At 67.8% G+C, this 17,100-nt stretch carries 16 protein-coding genes and 1 pseudogene; 5 read left to right on the forward strand and 12 right to left on the reverse strand.

The genetic code is table 11. The features are described from left to right. From ASE78_RS19465 to serS, 5 genes and pseudogenes are all read right to left on the reverse strand, one after another. Positions 1-736, reverse strand: a pseudogene (locus ASE78_RS19465) (leucyl aminopeptidase family protein); the annotation flags it as partial. Positions 737-1,047: 311 nt separating this feature from the next. Beyond that, positions 1,048-2,379: a 30S ribosomal protein S12 methylthiotransferase RimO gene (rimO, locus tag ASE78_RS06205; protein WP_056494588.1), complete on the reverse strand. Its 1,332-nt coding sequence runs from the start codon at positions 2,377-2,379 to the stop codon at positions 1,048-1,050. Positions 2,380-2,473: 94 nt separating this feature from the next. Beyond that, entirely contained in the window at positions 2,474-3,484 is a 1,011-nt protein-coding gene (locus ASE78_RS06210; protein WP_056494591.1) for a potassium channel family protein, read from the reverse strand. After that, positions 3,481-4,560, reverse strand: coding sequence for a M23 family metallopeptidase (locus ASE78_RS06215; protein WP_200911001.1), 1,080 nt, complete (start codon positions 4,558-4,560; stop codon positions 3,481-3,483). The genes ASE78_RS06210 and ASE78_RS06215 overlap by 4 nt, the downstream gene beginning before the upstream one ends. Before the next feature lie 35 nt (positions 4,561-4,595). Next, positions 4,596-5,873: a serine--tRNA ligase gene (serS, locus tag ASE78_RS06220; protein ID WP_056494594.1), complete on the reverse strand. Its 1,278-nt coding sequence runs from the start codon at positions 5,871-5,873 to the stop codon at positions 4,596-4,598. A gap of 98 nt (positions 5,874-5,971) precedes the next feature. Here serS and ASE78_RS06225 point away from each other — a divergent pair, with 98 nt between their 5' ends. Then, on the forward strand, positions 5,972-6,424 hold the full coding sequence (locus tag ASE78_RS06225) for a host attachment family protein (RefSeq protein ID WP_056494597.1): 453 nt from the start codon (positions 5,972-5,974) through the stop codon (positions 6,422-6,424). Between the two features lie 13 nt (positions 6,425-6,437). Here the strand turns inward: ASE78_RS06225 and ASE78_RS18230 are convergent. Continuing rightward, positions 6,438-7,204 (reverse strand): IS5 family transposase gene (locus ASE78_RS18230; RefSeq protein ID WP_156351304.1). Its coding sequence is split into 2 segments (ribosomal slippage): positions 6,438-6,880 and positions 6,880-7,204, totalling 768 coding nucleotides; the frame shifts between segments, so codons are not numbered across the junction. A 1,006-nt stretch (positions 7,205-8,210) separates the two neighbouring features. Here ASE78_RS18230 and ASE78_RS06240 point away from each other — a divergent pair. Together ASE78_RS06240 and dksA are read left to right on the forward strand one after the other, a co-directional pair. Further along, positions 8,211-9,083: a hypothetical protein gene (locus ASE78_RS06240; protein ID WP_200911002.1), complete on the forward strand. Its 873-nt coding sequence runs from the start codon at positions 8,211-8,213 to the stop codon at positions 9,081-9,083. Positions 9,084-9,678: 595 nt separating this feature from the next. Continuing rightward, positions 9,679-10,104: an RNA polymerase-binding protein DksA gene (gene dksA / locus ASE78_RS06245; protein ID WP_230770007.1), complete on the forward strand. Its 426-nt coding sequence runs from the start codon at positions 9,679-9,681 to the stop codon at positions 10,102-10,104. A 42-nt stretch (positions 10,105-10,146) separates the two neighbouring features. On the opposite strand, the gene ASE78_RS18235 is transcribed toward dksA, so the two are convergent. Then, positions 10,147-10,302 (reverse strand): YdcH family protein, encoded by a 156-nt coding sequence (locus tag ASE78_RS18235; RefSeq protein WP_082448339.1) that lies wholly within the window; start codon positions 10,300-10,302, stop codon positions 10,147-10,149. Between the two features lie 145 nt (positions 10,303-10,447). Here ASE78_RS18235 and ASE78_RS06250 point away from each other — a divergent pair, with 145 nt between their 5' ends. Both ASE78_RS06250 and ASE78_RS06255 read left to right on the forward strand, forming a co-directional pair. Continuing rightward, the gene (locus ASE78_RS06250) at positions 10,448-10,645 is read left to right on the forward strand and encodes a DUF465 domain-containing protein (protein WP_055756491.1); all 198 of its coding nucleotides are present in this window, start codon (positions 10,448-10,450) and stop codon (positions 10,643-10,645) included. A gap of 84 nt (positions 10,646-10,729) precedes the next feature. Continuing rightward, positions 10,730-11,188, forward strand: a complete 459-nt coding sequence (locus tag ASE78_RS06255) for a DUF1465 family protein (RefSeq protein ID WP_056494606.1) — start codon at positions 10,730-10,732, stop codon at positions 11,186-11,188. On the opposite strand, the gene ASE78_RS06260 is transcribed toward ASE78_RS06255, so the two are convergent. From ASE78_RS06260 to ASE78_RS06280, 5 genes are all read right to left on the reverse strand, one after another. Next, a complete protein-coding gene (locus tag ASE78_RS06260; protein WP_056494609.1) occupies positions 11,183-12,133 on the reverse strand; it encodes an NAD(P)H-dependent flavin oxidoreductase in 951 nt (316 codons plus the stop codon). The two genes, ASE78_RS06255 and ASE78_RS06260, sit on opposite strands and share 6 nt — an antisense overlap. 165 nt (positions 12,134-12,298) lie before the next feature. Then, a complete protein-coding gene (locus ASE78_RS06265) occupies positions 12,299-13,633 on the reverse strand; it encodes an Nramp family divalent metal transporter (protein WP_056494612.1) in 1,335 nt (444 codons plus the stop codon). Positions 13,634-13,656: 23 nt separating this feature from the next. Next, on the reverse strand, positions 13,657-14,664 hold the full coding sequence (locus ASE78_RS06270) for a ferritin-like domain-containing protein (protein ID WP_056494614.1): 1,008 nt from the start codon (positions 14,662-14,664) through the stop codon (positions 13,657-13,659). Between the two features lie 17 nt (positions 14,665-14,681). Continuing rightward, positions 14,682-15,710: a ferritin-like domain-containing protein gene (locus ASE78_RS06275; protein ID WP_056494616.1), complete on the reverse strand. Its 1,029-nt coding sequence runs from the start codon at positions 15,708-15,710 to the stop codon at positions 14,682-14,684. A 256-nt stretch (positions 15,711-15,966) separates the two neighbouring features. Beyond that, positions 15,967-16,998: a LacI family DNA-binding transcriptional regulator gene (locus tag ASE78_RS06280; protein ID WP_082448406.1), complete on the reverse strand. Its 1,032-nt coding sequence runs from the start codon at positions 16,996-16,998 to the stop codon at positions 15,967-15,969. Positions 16,999-17,100: the final 102 nt, after the last annotated feature.

The following is a 17,100-nucleotide window of genomic DNA, read 5'->3' on the forward strand; positions in this document are numbered from 1 at the left end:
TCAGCCGCATGCCCGCCGACGGCTTGATGTCGAGGCCGCCGCTGTCGAAACACACGCCCTTGCCGACGATCGCGATACGCGGATGCGCCGGATTGCCCCATGACAGTTCGAGCAGCCGGGGTTCGCGGCCCTTCGCCGCCGCCTTGCCGACGGCGTGGATCATCGGATAGCCCGACTCCAACTCGCGGCCCTGCGTGACGGTCAGTGTCGCGCCGTGGCGGTCGGCAAGCTGCCGGGCGTGGGCGGCGAGTTCGGCGGGGCCGAGATCGGCGGCGGCGGTGTTGACGAGATCGCGGACCAGCGCGGTCGCCCGTGCCTGTCGCAGCGCTTCGTCGATATGCGCGGGTTCGCTCGACAGGAGGATGCGCGAGGCATCGTCCTCGGCCTTGCGGTAGCGGGTGAAACGGTACTGCGCGGTCGCCCAGCCGAGCTTCGCCGCGCCGGGGGTGCCACCGGCGAGGCGGTAGTGGCCGGCGGGCAGCAGCGCGGGCAGGTGCGCGAGGCACCATGGCGACAGCGCTGTGTTATCGGCGACGACGGTCGCGACCGACCAATCGTCGGGCTGTTCGCCGGGCAGGATCGCGGTCTTGCCCGGCTTGGCGACCAGTCGCTGCGCGGTGCCGGCGGCGCGGACACGCGACGGTTGCCGGGCGAGCCAGGTGTCGAAGCCGCTGCGGTCGATCAGATGGATGGCGCGGGCGTCCTGCCCCCGGTCGGCGATGATCGTCGGTGTCATCGCCGCGATGTAGGGCGGGGGTGGCCATGCGCGCAAGCGTGGGACGGGCCACGCGACCGTGGAATACGTATCGTTCCTCGCGGGCCGACCCACCCCCGGCCCCTCCCTGTCAGGGAGGGGAGCCATTCGGGTCTAGGCCGAAAGCGACATTCGGCGATACTGGTGCAGCGCTTGATCGAACGGGCTGCCTTCCTTCGTCACCCCGGACTTGTTCCGGGGTCCATCTGGCCGCACGCGCTGTCGATCGTGCCTCGGGCGGCATCGATCGCAGCACCGTGGATCCCGGAACAGGTCCGGGGTGACGGTGCGGTTTAGTGCGTTACCGGCACGCCATAGAGGTCGTGATCGTCGGCGTCCTCGATCTCGACCTTCACGATGTCGCCTTGGGTCAGATGCGCGGCGTCGCGCAGGAACACTTCGCCGTCGATGCCCGGCGCGTCGGCGGTGCTGCGGCCGGTGGCGCCTTCGTCGCCGACCTCGTCGATGATGACGTCGATTGTCCGGCCGATCTTCGCGGCGAGTTTCGCGGCGGAGATGGCGGCGGTCCGCTCCATGATCCGGGCGTAGCGTTCTTCCTTCACTTCCTCGGGCACCGGATCGGGCAGCGCGTTGGCGGCGGCCCCTTCCACCGGTTCGAAACGGAACGCGCCGACGCGGTCGAGCTGCGCCTCGTCGAGCCAGTCGAGCAGATACTGGAAGTCCGCCTCGGTCTCGCCCGGAAAGCCGACGACGAACGACGAGCGGATCGCGATGTCGGGGCAGACCTCACGCCAGCCGCGCAGCCGTTCGAGCACCTTGGCGTCGTTCGCCGGACGCTTCATCGCGCGCAGGACGTTCGGCGCGGCATGCTGGAACGGAATGTCGAGATAGGGGAGGACCAGCCCCTCAGCCATCAGCGGGATGACCTGATCGACATGCGGGTAGGGGTAAACATAATGCAGCCGCACCCATGGCGCGATCTGGCCCAGCTCGCGCGCCAGATCGGTCATGTGCGGCACGACCTCGCGCCCCTTCCATGGGCGCGGCGTCCGGCGGATGTCGATGCCGTAGGCCGAGGTGTCCTGGCTGATGACCAGCAGTTCCTTCGTGCCGGCGGCGACCAGCTTTTCGGCTTCGCGCAGGATCGCGTCGGGCCGGCGGCTGACGAGGTCGCCGCGGATCGACGGGATGATGCAGAACGAGCAGCGGTGGTTGCAGCCCTCCGAAATCTTCAGATAGCTGTAATGGCGCGGCGTCAGCTTCAGCCCGCTTTCGGGGACGAGGTCGACGAAGGGTGACGGGATCGGGGGGGCGGCTTGGTGAACCGCCTCGACCACCTGTTCATATTGATGCGCGCCGGTGACGGCGAGGACCTGCGGGAAGCGGGCGCGGATCGTGTCGGCCTCCTGCCCCATGCAGCCGGTGACGATGACCCGGCCGTTCTCGGCGATCGCCTCGCCGATCGCCTCAAGCGATTCCTCCTTGGCCGAATCGAGGAAGCCGCAGGTGTTGACCAGCACGACGTCCGCCCCGGCATAGTCGGGCGACATCGCATAGCCGTCGCTACGCAGTTTCGTCAGGATGCGTTCGCTGTCGACGAGGTTTTTCGGACAGCCGAGCGAAACCATCCCGACACGGGGGGGCGAGGGAAGTCGAGTTGCCATGATCGCATGGGCACATAAGCGTTTCGCCGAAAAATAATAGGGGGCGGCGGAACCTCTCGCCCCGACGGGAAGAACGTGCGCCCGGCGGCGGGGATTATCGCTTCACGACTTCGACGATCATGTCGCCGCGTTCGAGGTGCCGTGCCTCGACGCTGTCGAGCGGCGCCGCGCCCCCGCCCCGATAGACGCGCAGGCCGATGCCGGTGGTGATCGCAGACAGCGGCTGGCCGATCTCATGCTCGGCGACGGGGCGCTGCGCCAGCGCGACCGTGCCGCCGATCGAGGCGAGGTCGAGCAGATAATCGGCGATGTGCGGCCCGCGGCACGATCCGGCGAGCAGCAGCCCGGCGAAGCTGACCGGGTTGATGACCGTGGTCGCCCCGGCGGCGCGCGCCGGAAACTCATTGTCCTCGGTCTTCACGATCACACTGATCGGCACGTCGGGGGCGAGGTGGCGGGCGGTGAGCGTCACCAGGATCGAGGTATCGTCGCGGCCGGTGGCGACGATCAGCGCGCGGGCGGTGGCGATCCGCACGTCGGTGAGCGTCGCGTCGCGCGTCGCATCGGCCTCCAGCACGATGCAGCCGAGTTTCTGCGCGCGTGCGATGTTCGCGGCCAGCGGATCGATGACGACGATGCGGCGCGGCTCCTCGCCGCGCGCGATCAGTTCGTCGACCGCTTCCGCGCCGGTCCGGCCGAAGCCGGCGACGATGATGTGGCCGGTCAGTTTCTGTTGCAGAAGGGCCATGCGCCAACGCTCCCAGCTACGTCGCAGGACGAATTGATAGGTGGTGCCGATGAACAGCAGCACGACGAACACCCGGATCGGCGTGACGATCAGCGCGTCGAACAACCGGGCGCGTTCGCTCACGGGTGCGATGTCGCCATAGCCGGTGGTCGTGATCGAGATCATCGTGAAATAGATGACGTCGACGAAGCTGACCTGATTGTCGTAGGTGTCGCGCAGTCCCGCGCGATCGAACCAGTGGACGCCGACGGCGATGCCGACCAATGTCAGCACCGCCACGACCCGCCACAGGATCGATGCCCAGACCGGGAGCGGCGAGGACTGGCGCAGGATCGCCTTTCCCCGGGCGCGGATCATCGCCGGGGCAGTCGTGCCAGCGGGTCGACGGGCGTGCGGCCGTTGCGAATCTCGAAATGCACCTGCGGCCGGTCGGCATAGCCCGAATCGCCCGACAGCGCGATCTTCTGCCCGCGCTTCACCGCCTGTCCGCGCTGGACCAGCAACTGGCTGGCATGGCCGTACACGGTGGCGAGGTTGCCGCCGTGGCGGATGATGACGACGCCGCCCAGACCGGGCACGCCGGTGCCGACATAGGCGACGGTGCCGTCCGCCGCCGCCGTGACCGGCGTGTCGAGCGGCACGCCGATCTTGATGCCGTTGGTCCGCTCGCCGCTGTCGCCTGCGCCAAAGCGTTTCAGGACGCGGCCGTCGACCGGCCATGCGAACGCGCCCGGCGTGATGCTCGGCGCGGCGACGACGGCGGTCGAGGGCAGGACGCGGCGTGGCGAGGTGACGGGGCGAACGGGGCGCTCGCCCGCCTCGATCGCGGGTTCGCCGCCGGTCAGGATGTCGTCGATGTCGAGACGGAAGGCGGCGGCACGTTCGGCTGCCGAGCGCGGCGCGGCGTCGCCGGGGATCAGGATGCGCTGGCCGGTGCGCAGGATATAGGGTTCGGCAAGGGCGTTGGCGGTGACGATCCGCGACCAGTCGACGCCGTAGGCGCGGGCGATGGCGATGCCCGTCTCGCCTTCGCGGACGGCGTGATAGCGGCCGCCGGGGATCGTCAGCCGCTGGCCGACGCGGATGGTGAAGGGCGGCGGCAGATTGTTGGCGCGGGCGATCGCTTCCGATCCGGCCCCCGTCGTGTTGGCGACACCGCGCAGCGTATCGCCCGGCCGCACGACATAGCTGCCATTCGCGACGGTGCGCGCGCTGGCGACGACGCGACGCGCCTCCCATGCCGGCGGGGGCGAGGGGAGCGCGGTGACGCCGTCGCCCTTCGATTCGGTGGCGGGCGGGGTGCCGGGCGCGGCGAGGGGGCCGCGCTGCGGTGGCTGCACGCCGGGGTCCATCCGGTCGGGGCCGGGCGGGATGCAGCCGGCGAGCGCGGCTGCCAGCGACAGCGCGGCGATGCGTTTGGTGACTGGCTGCATTGGTCCCCCCATGACCGCTCCGGTTCGCGTCGGCGTCAGCCGGCCGGTGTCAGAACCTCGCTCCCGACATAGCGCCGCAGCGCGTCGGGCACCACGACCGACCCGTCGGCCTGCTGGTAATTTTCGAGCACCGCCACCAGCGTGCGGCCGACCGCCAGCCCCGATCCGTTGAGGGTATGGACGAAGCGCGTCGCCTTCTCCCCCTCGGGCCGGTAGCGCGCATTCATCCGCCGCGCCTGGAAATCGGTGCAGGTCGAACAGCTCGAAATCTCGCGGTAGCGGTTCTGCCCCGGCAGCCAGACTTCGAGGTCATAGGTCCGCGCCGCCGAAAAGCCCATGTCGCCGGTACACAGTTTCATCCGCCGGAACGGGAGGGCGAGTTGGTTCAGGACATCCTCGGCCGCCTGCGTCATCCGCTCATGCTCGGCCTCCGACTGGTCGGGGGTGGTGATCGACACCATCTCGGCCTTTTCGAACTGGTGCTGGCGGATGAAGCCGCGCGTGTCGCGCCCGGCCGCGCCCGCTTCGGAACGGAAGCACATCGTCAGCGCGGTGAAGCGCAGCGGCAGTTCGCGCTCGGGCAATATCTGTCCGGCGACGATGTTGGTCAGCGATACCTCGGCGGTGGGGATCAGCCAGCGGTCGTCGGTGGTGCGGAACAGGTCGTCGGCGAACTTCGGCAATTGCCCGGTGCCATAGAGGGCGGCCTCGCGCACCAGCACCGGCGGCACGACCTCTTCATAGCCATGGATGCCGGTCAGCGTGTCGAGCATGAACTGGCCGAGCGCGCGGTGGAGCTTCGCAGCGGCGCCGCGCACCAGCGTGAAGCGCGCGCCCGACAGTCGCGCGCCGGTTTCGAAGTCGAGGCCGATCGCCGGGCCGATCGCGTCATGCTCGCGCGGCGTGAAGGCGAAGCTCGCCGGATCGCCGACGGTCTTTTCGACGACATTGTCGTCCTCGTCCGCGCCCTGCGGCACGTCGGCGAGGGCGAGGTTGGGGATGGTTTCGAGCGCGTGCGTCAGCTCCTGCGCGAGTGCCGCTTCCTCGGCCTCGATCGCGGGCATGCGGTCCTTGAGCGCGGCGACCTCGCCCATCAACGCGGCGGCGGCTTCCTCGTCACGGCGGGCCTTGGCCGCGCCGATCGCCTTCGACGCCTCGTTGCGGCGCGCCTGTCCGGTCTGAAGTTCGGTCTGGAGCGCGCGGCGTCGCTCGTCGATCGCCGCCAGCTCGCCCGATCGGCCGGCAAGGCCACGGCGGGCGAGGGCGGCATCGAAGGCGGCGGGATCGTCGCGGATCAGGCGAATGTCGTGCATGCGCCGGGCTATGGCTGGCGATCCCCACCCATGCAAGCCGCAACCGGTATCGCCCCCGGCGCGTTCCCCCACCCGAAGCCACAAGAGGAGCGAGAGTGATGCGTATTCCCCATGACGCCTGCGTGCTGGTCGCCGACGGGCGCAAGATGCTGTTCTTCCGCAACAAGGGCGATGCCGATGCGCCGAACCTGATCGTCGAGGATCAGCAGCAGCAGGCCAATCCCGCCGACCGTCATCAGAAGACCGACGCCGCCGGACAGGGATCGTCGATCCGGGGCGGCAATTTCGCCAGCGGCGGCGGCAGCATCGGCGAGACCGATTACCATCAGCAGGCCGAGGATCGTTTCGCCGCGCAGGCCGCCGAGGAACTCAAGCGCCGCGCGCTCGCCAACGAGTTCGAGACGCTGATCGTCGTCGCGCCGCCCAAGACGCTGGGCGAGATGCGCAAACATTACCATCAGAGCGTCAGCGCGAAGCTGGCGGGCGAGCTGGACAAGGACCTGACCGGCCATCCGGTCGATCAGATCGAGAAGCTGCTCACCAACGCCTAGGGCCGATCGACATTTAGGTTGTAGACTCATAAGCTCGCAACCAAAGGCGTATCGAGGCGAGTTGGACCATGGCGAGGAAGTTGGCGGCGAGCTTGTCGTAGCGGGTGGCGACACGGCGGAAGTGCTTCAGCTTGGAGAAGAACCGCTCGATGAGGTTGCGCTCTCGGTAGAGCCGCTTGCTGAAGCACGGCTTCCACCTGCGGTTGCTCTTCGGTGGGATGTTGGGCGTGGCGCCCTGATCCTGGATCAACGCGCGGATGCGGTCGGCATCGTACGCTTTGTCCGCCAGCACGATCGTGCGCGGGCCGAGTTGGTCGAGAAGTGCGTCGGCGATCTGACCATCATGCGTCTGCCCGGCAGTCAGACCGAGCCGGATCGGGAGGCCCTGCGCGTCGACGACGACGTGGATCTTGGTCGTGAGGCCGCCGCGTGATCGACCGAGACAGTGATCTGGACCCCCTTTTTTGCCGTCGCGGCCTGTTGGTGCGCGCGAACGGAGGTGCTGTCGATCATCTGGATGTCGCCATCGTGCGCGGCGGTGATGGCGTCCATCAGCCGGTCCCACACGCCCGCCTTCCGCCATCTGACGAAGCGGTTGTAGCAGGTGGTGCGCGGGCCATAGCGCTCGGGCAGATCACGCCACGGCGCACCGGAGCGCAGTACCCAGAAGATGCCGTTCAGCACGCGCCGGTCGTCGACGCGCGGCACGCCTCGCGGCTTGTCGGGCAGCAGCGGCTCGATCACGCGCCATTCAAAGTCGGTAAGGTCATATCGGCTCATGTCGACGCTGAATCACATGTCGGTTCTGGAAGCTAGCAGCAGCCTTGCATTGCCGATCGGCAGCAATCCTGCATAGTTGACGGATGAGAGCCGTTCACCTCGTGTCGCTAACCTTGGGAACCGCTGTCGGCTTCGTGCTCGGCGTCCTGATCGCCGGACCGCAACCAGCACCAAGACCGTCCGCGCAGGAAGTTTCCCAAGCTCAACAGATCGGCAACAGGCTTCTTCCGCCAATGTGGCCGGGCATGTTTCGAGATCAGGCTTGGCTGAACGCGCTGAGACAACGCGGCTACATCTACTGTTATCGAAACCGAACCATCGCCCCAGATTGCGCACGTGAGCAGGACGAGGCCGTTCAGAACGTCTTTTTCGCTCTGACAATCTCGAAAGCGCAGCAGAAGATGGTCGATCAGAGTAGGCTATCACTTCGGGAATTCGAGGTCGCACGAAACCCAGAGCTCCGATCCAGAGTCATCCGATACTGCTCTCGCCTATACGCAGATCACGGCAATCAAGATGCCAGAATCCTAGCGGCCTGCTTCGGAAACCTCTCGGAGTTCTCTCCGCTGGTCCCCATTCCAGTTCCGTAAGTCAGCTCCAAGCGCGGGCTTGGTCGTCCTCGGTTTATGGGTTCACAACCTAGCCAGACGATGGCTCCTGGCGGCTCCCCTCCCTTGTCAGGGAGGGGTTTGGGGGTGGGTAGGCCGGTTGTGGAGCGCTTACGTTTCCTCTCGGGCCGACCCNAGGGAGGGGAGCAGATTGGGAAGCCATTCCACTTCGACAGAGGAAATCTGGCCTCGAACTTTCTCGTCATTCCCGCGCAGGCGGGAATCTATACACGCCGACTGCCCCGATCGAATCTAAGCCGATGCGTTGATGGGTGCCCGCCTGCGCGGGAACGACCGCAAAGGTCTGGTATTGGCCGACACGACACGGGCCGCGCGAGTGATCGCGCGGCCCGTTCGACTCCGCTGCCGGTGCGGCTCAGGCGGTCGATGTCTTCGACTTGGCGAGACGCTTGCGCGCGACCAGCGCGGCGGCGGCGGCACCGAACAGCAGCAGCATCGGCGGGGCGGGAACCGGGGTTGGCCCGCCCGAACTCGTCGAGCTGCCACCGTGCGACGAGCTGCCGCCATTCGAACTCCACCCGCCGTTCGAGCTCCAGCCCTTGCTCGACGATCCGTTCGAGGACGAGGACGTGCTGGTCGAGGTCGACGAGCCGTTCGACGAGGACGAGGTGCTGGTCGACGATCCATTCGACGAGCTGGAGGTCGAGGACGACACGTCGCCGCTGGACGAGGCCGACGACGATACGTCGCCGCTCGAGGAAGCCGACGAGGAAACGTTGCCGCTCGACGAGGATGAGACATTGCCGCTGGACGAGGACGAGACGTTCCCGCTGCTCCCGCCCGAGGCGGACGACGTGCTGCTGGTGCTCGATACGCCGCCGGTGCTGGTCGACGATCCGCCGGAACCGCCTGAGCCACCCGATGCGGAGGAGGTCGACGATCCGCCCGACCCACCCGACGAGGTTGAACTGGACGAGCCACCCGAGGAGGTCGAGGACGACCCGCCGCTGGTGCTCGACGTCGACGAGACGACGATCCCGCTCGACCCGCCGCCCGACGATCCGCCACCGAAGAAGCCGCCCGCGAAGAACCCGCCGCCGCCGAAGCCACCGCCGCCGGTGCCGCCGACCAGCACCGGGCCGGCCCCGCCGAAGCCGCCACCGCCGCCCGACAGCATCGGCATTTCCGCGCCGAGGAAGGCGGGGGGCAGCGGCACGGGCGCGCCCTGGCTGGCGACGGTCACGACCGCCGGGGCGCAGGTCGTCTGCGTCCGGGTGACGACGCGGCGGACCACGCGCTGGCGCGCCTGACGCTGTGCCACTGCCCGTTTGGTCACGACGCGCTTGGTGATCGCCCGCTTGGTAATCTCGCGATGGGGGGAGGATTCGGCGACATGCACCGCACCGCCGCCGATGACGGCGCCACCGCAAGCGCAAGCGCAGAGCTTTGCCAATGCCATCTTAACCGACATGCCGTTCCACTCTTTCCCTACCCGCCCCGTGACCGCGGCGATTCCATGACCCCTGCGGCCATGGCTCACCAAGACGAAACAAAGCGTAAAGTTCAACACCCTTAACCACGATCAGGCGTCGTTAGTATGGACGTCCCCGCCTTGCCAGCGGGTTGTAATGGTTAACGTGCCGTAAAGAGACATGGGAATAGAGCGGTTTTCATACCGCCGCTTCGACTCGGGGTGATCGACCACGACAAACGGTGGGCCAGGCGGCGACGAGTCGGCCGGCGATCATTCCCGTGCGTTCTGCGCGGCTTGTGGTCGAACGCCCCGCCCGATATAGGCCCGCGGGAAAAGACGGGTCGGGACCTTCGCCGGTGGCGTTCGGCGGCATACCGGAGCGGAGACTGGGGATGGCAACGGCTTTGAGCGATACGACACAACCACTCGATATGCCGCCGCCGGTGAACGACGACGGCAGCGGTTATCGTCCGCATAACGACGAACCGTTCATGAACCCGCGGCAGCAGGCCTATTTCCGGGCCAAGCTGCTGGCGTGGAAGGACGCGATCCACCGTGAGGCGCAGGGAACGCTGGCGCATCTCCAGAACGAATCGCTGCGCGAGGCGGACCTGACCGACCGTGCGTCGAGCGAAACCGACTGGTCGATCGAACTGCGCACTCGCGACCGGCAGCGCAAGCTGATCTCCAAGATCGAGGCGGCGATCCGCCGGATCGATGATGGCGAATATGGCTATTGCGAAGTCACCGGCGAGCCGATCGCGCTGGCCCGGCTGGAGGCCCGTCCGATTGCAACCATGACCGTCGAGGCGCAGAGCCGCCACGAACGGCAGGAAAAGGTTTCGCGGGAAGAATAGGGAGTATGGACGCGGGACCGGGGCGGTCCCGCGCCGATGGCGTCAGATGGACGTCATCTCCTGCTTTACCATCAGCTTGCGCTTCTTGAGCGACGACAACAGGCTCTGGTCCGGCGAGGGGCGCTGGGTTTCCATTGCGATCTGGCGGTCGAGCGTGGCGTGCTTCGCTTCGAGAGCGTTGAGGTGGCCGGTCTGCATCGATCCATTCTCCTGCTTGCTTGATGGGGCATGGAGTAAAACACACGAGTTGACGATTGTCGCCATCGTAGGTGCCATTTTCGGTGCGACGTGCAGGAATCGCGGATAGAGTGTTGCGCGGGGCCAATGGAGTGACGGATCGGCAATGGACGAATCGGACCTTGAACAGCGGCTGGCGGTGCTGCGTGTCGAGCATCGCGACCTGGACGATGCCATCGCCGCGCTGGCGGGGGCCGGGGCGGCCGATCAGTTGCAGCTCGCCCGGCTGAAACGGCGCAAGCTGCGGCTGCGCGACGAGATCGCGGCGATCGAGGACCAGTTGATCCCTGACATCATCGCCTGATCGTCACGTTCGGGGACAGTTGGCGCCGACGGTCCACCGATCGAATCGTTTCGTGGTGGGGGCGGGCATGCCATCCTTCGCCTCATGGAAACGCACAGCAGCTCGGCCGTCGTTCAGCGGCGTCTGGTCGATTCGCTCTATGTCGAGGCGATGGTGCTGGCCGACGAGGCGCGCGCCTATTTCGACGATGGCGGGCGCGGCGAGCGGGCGATGCTCGATCCGATGACGCGGGTGGTGTTTTCGTGCGAGTCGCTCAAAATCACGACGCGGCTGATGCACGTCATCGCATGGCTGTTGACGCAGCGTGCGGTGGCGGCGGGCGAGATCAGCGCGGTCGCGGCACGCGATCCGGCGCGGCTGCTGGGGCCGGCGCCCTGGACCGAGGAGCGAGTGTTGCAGGCGATGCCAAACGGCACCCGGACGCTGGTGGCCGCCAGCATCGACCTGTACCGCCGCGTCGAGCGGATCGAGCGGGCGCATGAGGGACCGCCGCCGGCCAGTCCGGCACGGGCGATGTTCGACCGGCTGGCGCTGGCGTTATAGGCTTAGCCGGGCACGGGCGGCCTGATATTCTTCCGCCAACGCCGCGATACGGGTCGCGGCCGGAACCACCGCGTCGACCGCGCCGATGCCCTGGCCGGCGCCCCAGATGTCCTTCCATGCCTTGGCCGTGCTCGCGGCGAAGTCCATCGTCGTGGCGTCGCGTTCGGGCAGGGCGTCGGGATCGAGCCCGGCGGCGACGATCGAGCCGCGCAGGTAGTTGCCATGCACCCCGGTGAAGGCGCTGGTGTAGACGATGTCGGCGGCGTGGCCGGCGACGATCGCATCCTTGTAGGCGGGCACGGCGTGGGCCTCGGCGGTCGCGATGAAGGGTGAGCCGATATAGGCGAGATCGGCCCCAGCGGCCTGGGCGGCGAGGATCGCGCCGCCGTTGGCGATCGCGCCCGACAGCAGCAGCGGCCCGTCGAACCAGCGGCGGACTTCCTGGGTGAAGGCGAAGGGGTTCAGCCGGCCGGCATGGCCGCCGGCACCGGCGCAGACGAGGATCAGCCCGTCGGCGCCCTTTTCCACCGCCTTGTGGGCGAAGCGGTCGTCGATCACGTCATGCAGGGTGATGCCGCCCCAGCCATGGACGGCGGTATTCAGTTCCTCGCGCGCGCCCAGTGAGGTGATGACGATCGGCACCTGCCATTTGGCGCAGGTCGCGACGTCGGCGTCGAGGCGATCGTTCGAGCGGTGGACGATCTGGTTGACGGCATAGGGCGCGGACGGGCGGTCGGGGTGGGCGCTGTCGTGCGCGGCGAGCGCTTCGGTGATCTGGTGCAGCCATTCGTCGAGCTGGCTCTGCGGCCGGGCGTTCAGCGCCGGGAACGACCCGACGATGCCGGCGGTACACTGGGCGATGACCAGTTCGGGGGCGGACAGGATGAACATCGGCGATGCCACGACGGGCAGGGCCAACCGGTCGAACAGGGGAGGAAGCGCCATATACGTTGCATAGCGCAACCCGAATTGCTGTCCATGGCGAAGTTTACAAAGTTTACACTACGCACAATGCTACGGGAACGGGCCGGTCGTTGTTCTACAAGGGCTTGGCGGCATTCTCTCGACAGCGCCCGTGCGTTCTACCCCGATCGCCCGCTGTAGGACAGGTCAGCCGGTCATGACCTGATAGAGCAGGATCGAGTTCAGGGTGATGACCGCCGCGCAGATCGTCCATGCCGCCACCGCGAGAACGGGCCGATTGGCGAACGGCCCCATCTTGCCCTTGTCACCGGTGAACTGGACCAGCGGATAGACCGCGAAGGGCAGTTGCAGGCTGAGCACCACCTGGCTGCCGACCAGCAGTTGCGCGGTGCCGCTTTCGCCATACAGGCTGGCGACGACGACGGCGGGGACGATCGCGATCAGCCGGGTGACGATCCGCCGCAGCCATGCCGGGAAGCGCAGGTTGAGGAAGCCCTCCATCACGATCTGCCCGGCGAGCGTGCCGGTGATCGTCGAATTCTGACCCGAGGCGAGCAGCGCGACCGCGAACAGGATGCTGGCCGCGCCTGCGCCGAGCATTGGCGTCAGCAGTTGATAGGCGTCCTGGATTTCCGCCACGTCGGTGCGCCCGGCGGTGTGGAACGCGGCGGCGGCCAGCACGAGGATCGCGCCGTTGATGAACAGCGCCAGCATCAGCGCGATCGAACTGTCGATCGTCGCCAGCTTCACCGCCTCGCGTCGCCCTTCCGGCGATCGATCGAAGCTGCGCGTCTGGACGATCGAGGAGTGGAGATAGAGGTTGTGCGGCATCACGGTCGCGCCGAGGATACCGATCGCGATGTAGAGCATCGCCGGATTGGTGACGATCTCGGTCGTCGGGATCAGCCCGCGCGCGATGCCGGCGAGCGAAGGCTGCGCGAGGAACAGCTCCACCGCGAAACAGCCGGCGATGATGAGCAGCAGCGCGACGATGAACGCTTCGAGCTTGCGGAAGCCATATTGCTGGAGCAGCAGGATCAGCATCACGTCGAGCGCGGTGATGCACACGCCCCACACCAGCGGAATGCCGAACAGCAGTTGCAGCGCGATGGCGGTGCCGATCACCTCGGCCAGATCGCAGGCGATGATCGCGAATTCGCACAAGCCCCACAGCACCCAGCGGACGGGCCTGGAGTAATATTCGCGGCACGCCTGCGCGAGATCGAGCCCGGTGACGATGCCGAGCTTGGCCGAGAGCGATTGCAGCACCATCGCCATGATGTTCGACAGCAGGACGACCGAGAGCAGCGTATAGCCGAACGCCGACCCGCCGGCGATGTCGGTCGCCCAGTTACCCGGGTCCATATAGCCGACCGCGACGAGATAGCCGGGGCCGGCAAAGGCGCCGAGCTTGCGCCAGAACTGCCCGGCCCCTTCCGGCACGGCGACCGTGCGGAAGGAACCGGGGAGGCTGGGCCGGCGATCGGGCACGGCATCGTTCGCGGCGGGCGGCGGTGCCATCGTCGGTCCCTCCGGGTGATCGGTCAGTTCGCGCCGCTCGTCTTGAGCAGACCGTTGACCCCGGCGGGGAAGAACCCGCCTTGTGCGACCGACTGGTTGGTCAGATAGACCACGTTCAGCACCTGCGCCGGCGTGCGGGTGAAGGTGAGGCCGGTGCCGTCGGTTGGCACGATGTTCGAGGCGTTGTTGACCGCGCGGACCCCCTGATCGAGATCGAGCGCGCCGTCGAGCGCATCGCGCGCGTTCGAAATCTGTTCGGTGCGTTCGATCAGCGTCGGGGCGGCGATGCCCTTGCGGTACAGCACCGAGCGGACGAGGCCGGCATGATACGCCTCCGCCGCGTGGATGCCCGCCGCCGCGTCGATATAGGTCTTGTTGGTCAGGAAGGCGATCGCGCCCTTGTAGGCGGTGACGCCGACGTCTTCGAACAGGAACGCGCCGAGCAGGAAGGATTCGTCGTTCTCATAGACGTCGAACGCCGCGTTCGCGCCGATGATGCCCGCCGCGCGGGCGGCGGCCGAAAAGGCGCTGGCGGCGGTCACGCCGATGTCGATCGCCGGCTGCGCGACCGTCGCCGAGCCGATCGCCGAGCGCAGGAAGGCAACATGGGCGCGTTCGTCGGCAGCGATCTCGCGCGCATATTGCGCGACGAGCGGGTCGGTGAAGTTCACCTGCCGCCCGCCGCTGACCGCGCCTTGCGTGCCGGTGCCGGTCAACAACGTGTTGGGCAGGCCCGCGCCGGTGGCGGCGAACGAGTAGAATTGCGCTTCGAGATATTCGAGGTTCAACGCGAAGTTCAGCACGTCGGCATCGGTCGCGGGCGTCGCGGTGGCGGTTGCCGTGGGGGTTGGCGACGGCGTCGGTGTGGGGGTGGGCGCGGGGTTGCTGTCGTTGCCGCCACCGCAGGCGGCGAGCAGCGAGGCTCCGGCCACGGCGGCGGAGACGCCACCGGCGGCGCGCAGGAAGTCACGGCGATGGGCGCGGCGCACGTCGGCGGCTTCGAGCACCTGAAGGATCGGATCGTTGGTCATCGTGAAATACTCCGGGCTCAGTTCGCGGCGCTGGTCTTGACGGTGCCGTTGACCCCGGCGGGGAAGAAGCCGCCGAGGCTGACCGAAGCCTTGTTGAGATAGACGATATTGAGCACCTGTTGCGGGGTGCGGCCAAAGGCGAGGCCGTTGGCGTCGAGCGGCACGATGTTCGACACGTTGCCGATCGCGCGGACGCCCTGATCGAGGTCGGTCGCGCCGTCGAGCGAATCGCGCGCGTCCGAAATCTTTTCGGTGGCGTCGATCAGCGACGGCGTGGTCAGCCCCTTGGTATAGAGCGTCGTGCGGATCATCGCCGCGTGATACGCCTCCGCCGCGAGGATGCCGGCCGCCGCCTGCAGTACCACCGCGCTGGAAAGCTGCGCCGCCGCGCCCTTGTAGGCGGTGACGCCGACATCCTCGAACAGATAGGCGGCGAGGAGGAAGTCGTTCTCGTTCGCATACGGATCGAACGCCTGGCCCGCGCCGATCAGGCCGGCGGCGCGCGCCGCGTTGGAGAACGCGCTGGTCGCGGTCGCCGACAGGTCGAGCGCGGGCATGGGGATGGCGGTGGCGCCGATCGCGGCGCGCAGGAACTGGACGTGGGCGCGTTCGTCCGCCGCGATCTCGCGCGCGAAATTGGCGACGACGGGATCGGTGAACGTCACCTGCCGGCCGCCGGTGACGGCACCCGGCGTGGTGCCGGTAGGACCGGTCAGCAGCGTCGCGTCGAGCCCGGTGCCGGTGGTGGCATAGGCATAGAATTGCGCTTCGAGATATTCGAGGTTGAGCGCGAAATTGAGCAGATCGCCGTCGGTCAGCCCGCTGCTGGACGTCGCGGTGGGCGTCGGCGTGGGGGTCGCGGTGGCGGTGGCGGTCGGCGAGGGGGTGGGCGATCCGCCCGAATCATCGTTGCCGCCGCACGAGGTGAGCGCCATGCCGCCGCCGATCGCAGCGGCGGCCCCCATGGTGCGGAAGAAGTCGCGGCGCCCTTCGCGGCGGCGCACCCGCGCCTCAAGTGCTTCCATCATCTGCGTGTCGTCGGTCATTCGCCGCATTCCTTACCCTGTGGCCCCGACCGCGCGGTGGCGGGCGACGCGGGCCGATCCCTGGCTGTCGGTCATGGGCCGGGGGCCGGACCATGGTTCAGACAAGCCGCTGTATTGACTGTATCGCGTGCGCGCTAGGGTCTGATCCACTTACGTGGATGCGGTGCCGGCCCGCTCCCCCTCCCGACCACCCATTCAGGATACGCTGTGGGTGGCCGGGAGGGGGAGCGGGCCGGCACCGCCTTCGAGACAAGCGTCATCCAAGTTTTCGCACCGAGTCCCGTTCGATCAGGCGGTGGTCGTGCGGCAGGACGTCGGGCACCGCCACGCCGGCGAACTGGTCGAGCAGCAGGCCGGTGGCGCTGACCGCCATTTCGAACACCGGCTGGCGCACGGTGGTGACGCGCGGCCAGGCGATGCGGCCGATTTCCGAATCATCGAAGCCGACGATCGAGAGCTGGGCGGGCACTTCGATCCCCACTTCGCGCGCGGCCATCAGCGCGCCGACGGCCATGTCGTCGTTCTGGGCGAGGATCGCGGTCGGCGGCTGATCCATCGCCAACAGCGCGCGCGCGGCGGTGAAGCCCGAATCGAAGGTGAAGCGGCCGTCGAGCACCAGCGCGGGATCGATCGCGACGCCGGCGGCGGCGAACGCCTGTTCGTATCCCGTCATCCGCGCGTCGCTGGCGGTATGGGTCGGATCGCCCTTGATGATCGCGATGCGGCGGTGGCCGTGGTCCAGCACATGCGCCGCGATGTCGCGCGCGGCGGCAATATCGTCGAGCGTGACGCCCGGCACTATATCGTCCCAGCGGGTCGGCGCGATCCGGGCGAAGGGCATGCCGATGCCGACCAGCTCGTCGAGAATGCGGCGGTCGTTCGACGCCGGCGGAGCGAGGACGACGCCGTCGACCGCCGCCGAGCGGAGCAGGCCCACGACTTCGTCGGCATGGTCGGCGATCGAGCGGACCGGCAGCACGACCAGCCGGTACGGCTCCCCGCGCAGCCGGTCGAGCACGCCCATCTGCAATTCGACGGTGTAGCTGGGCGAGGGATTTTCGTAGACCAGCCCGATCAGATGCGATCGCTGCCGCGCCAGCCCCTGCGCCATGACGTTGGGATGATAGTCGAGCGCGCGGACCGCGTCGCGCACCTTGTCGCGCACCGCTTCCTTCACATGCGGTTCGCCGTTCAGCACGCGCGAGACGGTTTTGGTGGATACGCCCGCGCGCGCGGCGACGTCGACGATGGTAATGCGCTTGGGGCCGCGCGACCGGGGTGGCTGCATGCGCGGCATCTCGGCCATGGGCGGGCGCGTGTGTCAACCTTGGCGGGGTTGTTTGGAACCGTGCGGCTGCGTGTTTCGCGGTGCCGGCCCGCCGCTCCTCCC

The organism is Sphingomonas sp. Leaf25, from assembly GCF_001421635.1.
Taxonomy (GTDB): domain Bacteria; phylum Pseudomonadota; class Alphaproteobacteria; order Sphingomonadales; family Sphingomonadaceae; genus Sphingomonas.